Here is a 6,035-nt window from a genome sequence, read left to right as displayed (position 1 = left end):
GTACGCGGTCGCCGCCTCGGCGGTGGTGCTCGGCAGCACGCCCAGCCCACGGCGCGCGGCCTCGGTGGCCACCGGGTCGTCCTCGGAGAGCTCGGCCACGAACGGCTCCAGGGCCGCCAGGGCGGCGGCGGTGCGCCGGCCGGACTCCTCGGTGCCGTCGCCCAGGCGGATCACCCACTGGGCCGCGTGGTCCCGGTGGTAGTCCACCTCCTTGAGCGCCTTGCGCGCGGCGCCGACGCCGACGGCGTCGGCGCCCTCGGTGCGCACGAGGCGGGCCAGGGTCTCCAGCAGGTGGGCGGAGAACCACAGCATCCGCACCATCTCGTGGGCGAAGTCGCCGCGCGGCTGCTCGACGAGCCAGCGGTTGCGGAACTCCCGCTCGGTGCGGAAGTAAGCCAGGTCGTCCTCCGCCAGCTCCTGCACGCCGGGCAGGAGCTGGGCGTCCAGCTCGCCCACCCGGGTGTACAGCGTGCGCGCCTGACCGACGAGGTCCAGGGCCACGTTGCCCAGGGCCATGTCCTCCTCGATCTGCGGGGCACGGCTGATCCACTCCCCCAGGCGCTGGGCGTACACCAGGGCGTCGTCGGCCAGGCCCAGCAGGTAGCGCGCGGAGAGCTGCTCGTCGGTCATCGAGGCCGGGTCGCCGGCGGCGTCCCACGGGCGGGGCGCGCGGCCGACGGTCTCGGGGGTCGTGGGCACCGGCGCGCCGGGCTCGGGCTCGAAGCGCTGCGGCTCCTTCGGCGCGGTGCCGGGCATGGTGGCCAGCTGCTCGTCGCTCACAGGTACTCCACGTCCTCGGGGACGTCGTAGAAGGTCGGGTGGCGGTACACCTTGTCGGCGGCCGGGTCGAAGAAGCTGTCGCGCTCGTCCGGGCTGTTGGCCGTGATGTCGTCCGCCTTCACCACCCACACGGAGACGCCCTCACCACGACGGGTGTAGACGTCGCGTCCGTTGCGCAGCGCCATCTCGGCGTCCGGCGCGTGCAGCGATCCGACGTGCGTGTGGTTCAGACCGCGCTTGGCACGGACGAAGACCTCCCACAGGGGCCAGGCCTGCTCGCTCACGCAGCCACCTCCTTCTTCTCGTCACGGGCCTGCTTGGCGGCGTGGGCCGTCGCGGCCTCACGCACCCAGGCGCCCTCCTCGTGCGCCCTCACCCGGTGTGCGATGCGCTGTGCGTTGACCGGCCCGTTGCCCTTGACGACCTGCCAGAACTCGTCCCAGTCGACGGGGCCGAAGTCCCAGTGGCCGCGCTCGGCGTTCCACCGCAGGTCCGGGTCGGGCAGGGTCAGGCCGAGCTTCTGGGCCTGCGGCACGGTCATGTCGATGAACTTCTGGCGCAGGTCGTCGTTGCTGAAGCGCTTGATGCCCCAGGCCATCGACTGCTCGGTGTGGCCGCCGGAGGCGTTCTCGCCGGTGTCCGGCGGGCCGAACATCATGAGGGCCGGCCACCAGGTGCGGTCCACCGCGTCCTGGGCCATGGCCTTCTGCTCGTCGGTGCCCTGCATGAGCGCCCAGAGGATCTCGAAGCCCTGCCGCTGGTGGAAGGACTCCTCCTTGCACACGCGCACCATCGCGCGGCCGTACGGACCGTAGGAGCAGCGACACAGGGGCACCTGGTTCATGATCGCCGCGCCGTCCACGAGCCACCCGATGGCGCCGGCGTCGGCCCAGGTGAGCGTGGGGTAGTTGAAGATCGAGCTGTACTTCTGGCGCCCGGTGTGCAGGCGGTCGAGCATCTCGTCGCGGCTCATGCCCAGGGTCTCGGCGGCGGAGTAGAGGTAGAGCCCGTGGCCGGCCTCGTCCTGCACCTTCGCCATGAGGATGGCCTTGCGGCGCAGGCTGGGGGCGCGGGTGATCCAGTTGCCCTCCGGCTGCATGCCGATGATCTCGCTGTGCGCGTGCTGCGCGATCTGGCGGATCAGCGTGTCGCGGTACTCCTGCGGCATCTCGTCGCGGGGCTCGATGCGCTTGTCGGCCGCGATGAGCTCGTCGAAGTGGGGCGTGCCCTCGCCGTCCCGGTCCAGCACGCCGTCGGCCTGGTCCTGCAGGGCGGCGGAGTACTCAGGGGTCTCGGCCGCGTTCAGGGGTTCCTCGGGAACTGCGAAGTCGTTGCCGTACATGCACGCAGTATCGGCCACGGAATGTGATGCAGCAAACACCGGGGGGGTCACCTGAGAGACTGCCCCCCATGTCCCATGCCGTCCCCGCTCGCGTCGACGACACCCCGGCCCACCCCCGGGGCACCCGTCAACCCCGACTGCGGGGCATCGACCTCGCGCGGACCGCGGCGGTCGTCGGGATGGTGGGCACGCACCTCAACGTCCGCTACGTCGACGAGCCCTGGGGCGACCTCGGGTGGGTCGTCATCGGGCGGTCCTCGGCGCTCTTCGCCGTGCTGGCCGGGCTCTCCATCGCGCTGGTCACCGGGCGCAGCACCCCGCTGGTGGGCTCCCGGCTGCACGACGCCCGCATCAGCCTGTCGGTGCGCGCACTGCTGCTCTACCTGCTCGGGCTGGCCCTGGGCACCCTGGACTCCGGCATCGCGGTGATCCTGCCGGCCTACGGTGCGATGTTCCTGCTCGCGGTGCCCCTGGTGCACCTGGGGGCCCGGGCCCTGGCCACGTGGGCGGTGGCGTGGTGCTTGGTGGCCCCGTGGCTGGCCTCGCCGGCGCGCGCCTGGGTGGCCGACCCCAGCAGCCCCGTGCACTCCCTGCCCGACCACGGCGGGTGGCTGGCCACCACCGAGCAGCTCACCCTCACCGGCTTCTACCCGGTGGTGTTCTGGTTCGGCTACGTCCTGGCCGGCATGGCCCTGGGCCGGCTCGACCTCACACGCTGGACGGTCCAGCGCGGCATCGCCCTGGGCGGGGTGGCCCTGGCCACCGGCGCGTGGCTGGTGAGCCGGCTCGCCACCGCCCAGCCCTGGGTGCAGCACCGCATGCTGGCCACGTGGAACGACGCCCCCGTGGCGGACTTCGCCGGCCTGGACCGGGAGGCGCGCCACGGCCTGCACGGGCAGGCCCCGGCCGACTGGGTCTGGCAGCTCACCATGTACCCCCACGCCTCCACGATGATGGACCTCCTGCACACAGTGGGCACGTCGATGGCCGTCATCGGGATGGGGCTCCTGGTGGTGCAGGCGTGGCCGCGGGCCCAGCGGCTGTGGGTGCTGCTGGGCGCCATCGGCACCATGAGCCTCACCGCGTACACGCTGCACATCCTGGTGCGCACCTTCTACGACGGATCGGGCGACTACGGCGTGGAGGTGTTCGTGGTGCACCTGGCGGTGATGGCCGCCGTGGCCGTCCCGCTGGTGCTGCTCGGCCGCCGGGGACCGCTCGAGGCCCTGTTCTCCCGGGCCTGCCGCGGCGCCGCGGAGCTGGTGACGCGACCCTGAGGTCACGGTCGGGTCACGCCGTGCGCGGGGCCGGGTGCCACGGCCTCCGACGGGCGTAGGTTCGAGGCACCTCACGCCCCCATCCCCTCAGGAGGACCCCGATGTCAGCACCCCCGCAGGAGCGGCGGGCCCCCGAGGCCCGTGACCTGCCACCGGTCTCGGTCTCCGAGCCCCACACCGTGACGCCCAGGGAGAAGGTCGTCTTCGGCGTCGTGGCCCTGGCCGGAGCCGTCGCCTGGTGGATGATCGCGATCTCGCGCGGCGAGCAGGTCAACGCCGTGTGGTTCGTGCTCGCCGCCGTCGCCACCTACCTCATCGCCTACCGCTTCTACGCCCGGCTCATCGAGTACAAGGTCGTCAAGCCGCGCGATGACCGCGCCACCCCGGCCGAGCTGTACGACAACGGGCAGGACTTCATGCCCACCGACCGGCGCGTGCTCTTCGGCCACCACTTCGCCGCCATCGCCGGCGCCGGCCCGCTCGTGGGCCCCGTGCTGGCCGCACAGATGGGCTACCTGCCCGGCACCCTGTGGATCATCTTCGGCGTGGTCTTCGCCGGCGCCGTGCAGGACTACCTCGTGCTGGCGCTCTCCACCCGCCGCCGCGGTCGTTCCCTGGGCCAGATGGCGCGCGACGAGCTCGGCCCGGTCGGTGGCTGGGCCGCCATCGTGGGCGTGCTGAGCATCATGATCATCCTCATCGCAGTGCTCGGCATCGTCATCATCGGCGCCCTGGCACACAGCCCGTGGGGCGTGTTCTCACTGGCGCTGACCATCCCCATCGCCCTGTTCATGGGTGTCTACCTGCGCTTCCTGCGCCCCGGCCGCGTCTCCGAGGTCTCCCTCATCGGTGTGGCCCTGCTGCTGGCCGCCATCGTGGCCGGCGGCGTGGTCGCCGACACCTCGTGGGGCGCCGAGACCTTCACCCTCTCCCCGCTGGCCCTGAGCTGGTGGCTCATCGCCTACGGGTTCGCCGCCTCGGTGCTGCCGGTGTGGCTGCTGCTGGCCCCGCGCGACTACCTGTCCACCTTCATGAAGGTCGGCACCATCGTGCTGCTGGCCGCCGGCATCCTCGTGGCTGCCCCGGCCGTGCAGTTCCCGGCGCTGAGCCAGTTCGGCAAGGACGGCACCGGCCCGGTGTTCGCCGGCAACCTGTTCCCCTTCCTGTTCATCACCATCGCCTGCGGTGCCCTCTCGGGTTTCCATGCGCTGGTCTCCTCCGGCACCACCCCCAAGCTGCTGGAGAAGGAGGGCCAGGCCCGCCTCATCGGCTACGGGTCCATGCTCACCGAGTCGTTCGTGGCCATCATGGCGCTCATCGCCGCGGTCATCCTCGACCCGCACGTGTACTTCGCCATGAACGCCCCGGCGGCCGCCACCGGCGGCACCGCGCAGACCGCCGCGGACTACGTCAACGGCCTCGGCCTGGGCGGCACGCCCGTCACCGCCGAGCAGCTCGACCAGGCCGCCAAGCACCTCGGCGAGGAGTCCATCGTCAGCCGCACCGGTGGCGCGCCCACTCTCGCGTTCGGCATGAGCGAGGTGCTCTCCTCCTTCGGTGGTGGCGACGGCATCAAGTCGTTCTGGTACCACTTCGCCATCATGTTCGAGGCGCTGTTCATCCTCACCACGGTCGATGCCGGCACTCGCGTCGCGCGCTTCATGCTCAGCGACACCCTCGGCAACGTGCCGGGCCTGGGCCGCTTCAAGGACCCCTCGTGGAAGGTCGGCGCGTGGCTCTGCTCGGCCCTCGTCGTGGCCGGCTGGGGCTCCATCCTGGTCATGGGCGTCACCGACCCGCTGGGCGGCATCAACACGCTCTTCCCGCTGTTCGGCATCGCCAACCAGCTGCTGGCCGCCATCGCGCTGGCCGTGGTCACCACCATCGTGGTCAAGAAGGGCCTGGTGAAGTGGGCCTGGATCCCCGGCGTGCCGCTGGTGTGGGACCTCGTCGTGACGATGTCGGCCTCCTGGCAGAAGATCTTCTCGGACAACCCGAAGATCGGCTACTGGGCGCAGCACGACGCGTGCAAGGCCTTCCGCGACACCGGCCAGGGCGCCTGCGGCACGGCCAAGACCCCCGAGGCGGTGGACGCGGTCGTGCGCAACACCTTCATCCAGGGCACGCTGTCGATCGTGTTCGCCCTGCTCGTGGCCGTGGTGGTGCTGGCCGCCCTGTGGGTGTGCCTCAAGGCCGTCCGCGCCGGCGGGCTGCCCACCAGCGAGGACGAGCCGGTTCCCTCGCGCACCTTCGCCCCGCGCGGGTTCTTCCCCACCCCGGCCGAGAAGGAGGTCCTCGCCCAGTGGCAGGCCGCCGGTCTCGACCCGAGCGGCAGCCCGGCGCGGAGCCACTGACCGTGGCGCCCACCACCGACCGCTCCCCCGGCCCGGCGACCCCACCGCGGGCCGCCGGGCCGGGGGGCCAAGGCCCTGCCTGGCTCCGCGGGCTGCGCTTCGCCCGGTGGTACGTGGCCTCGATCATGGGCGACAACCACTACGAGCAGTACGTGGCCCGGATGCGGCGCGACCACCCGGACTGCCCGGTGCCCACCGAGAAGGAGTACTGGCGCGCCCGCATGGACGCCCAGGACACCAACCCGCAGAACCGCTGCTGCTGAGCACGCAGCACCCGGCACC

General features: G+C 71.9%; 6 protein-coding genes. 3 read left to right on the top strand and 3 right to left on the bottom strand.

What is annotated here, in order from left to right:
- The 3 genes from paaC to paaA form a co-directional block, all read right to left on the bottom strand.
- On the bottom strand, nt 1-780 hold a 780-nt coding region (gene paaC, locus HMPREF3099_RS11765; protein ID WP_237769859.1), incomplete at its 3' end, for a 1,2-phenylacetyl-CoA epoxidase subunit PaaC.
- Nucleotides 777-1,064 (bottom strand): 1,2-phenylacetyl-CoA epoxidase subunit PaaB, encoded by a 288-nt coding sequence (paaB, locus tag HMPREF3099_RS11760; protein ID WP_070706257.1) that lies wholly within the window; start codon nt 1,062-1,064, stop codon nt 777-779. The genes paaB and paaC, both read right to left, overlap by 4 nt.
- Nucleotides 1,061-2,122: a 1,2-phenylacetyl-CoA epoxidase subunit PaaA gene (gene paaA, locus HMPREF3099_RS11755; RefSeq protein ID WP_070706256.1), complete on the bottom strand. Its 1,062-nt coding sequence runs from the start codon at nt 2,120-2,122 to the stop codon at nt 1,061-1,063. The genes paaB and paaA overlap by 4 nt, the downstream gene beginning before the upstream one ends.
- A gap of 68 nt (nt 2,123-2,190) precedes the next feature.
- On the opposite strand from paaA, the gene HMPREF3099_RS11750 reads away from it, so the two are divergent.
- The 3 genes from HMPREF3099_RS11750 to HMPREF3099_RS11740 all read left to right on the top strand — a co-directional run bounded on the left by HMPREF3099_RS11750 (nt 2,191) and on the right by HMPREF3099_RS11740 (nt 6,016).
- Nucleotides 2,191-3,399, top strand: coding sequence for a heparan-alpha-glucosaminide N-acetyltransferase domain-containing protein (locus HMPREF3099_RS11750; RefSeq protein WP_168168537.1), 1,209 nt, complete (start codon nt 2,191-2,193; stop codon nt 3,397-3,399).
- Nucleotides 3,400-3,500: 101 nt separating this feature from the next.
- Nucleotides 3,501-5,753: a carbon starvation CstA family protein gene (locus tag HMPREF3099_RS11745; protein ID WP_070706254.1), complete on the top strand. Its 2,253-nt coding sequence runs from the start codon at nt 3,501-3,503 to the stop codon at nt 5,751-5,753.
- Nucleotides 5,754-5,755: 2 nt separating this feature from the next.
- Complete coding sequence (locus tag HMPREF3099_RS11740) at nt 5,756-6,016, top strand: YbdD/YjiX family protein (RefSeq protein ID WP_070706253.1); 261 nt, start codon at nt 5,756-5,758, stop codon at nt 6,014-6,016.
- The last annotated feature ends 19 nt before the right edge of the window (nt 6,017-6,035 follow it).

It is taken from the genome of Kytococcus sp. HMSC28H12, from assembly GCF_001816045.1.
Taxonomy (GTDB): Bacteria; Actinomycetota; Actinomycetes; order Actinomycetales; family Dermatophilaceae; genus Kytococcus; species Kytococcus schroeteri.
The sequence above is the reverse complement of the archived record's forward strand: the minus strand, read 5'-3'. Positions and strand labels throughout refer to the sequence as shown.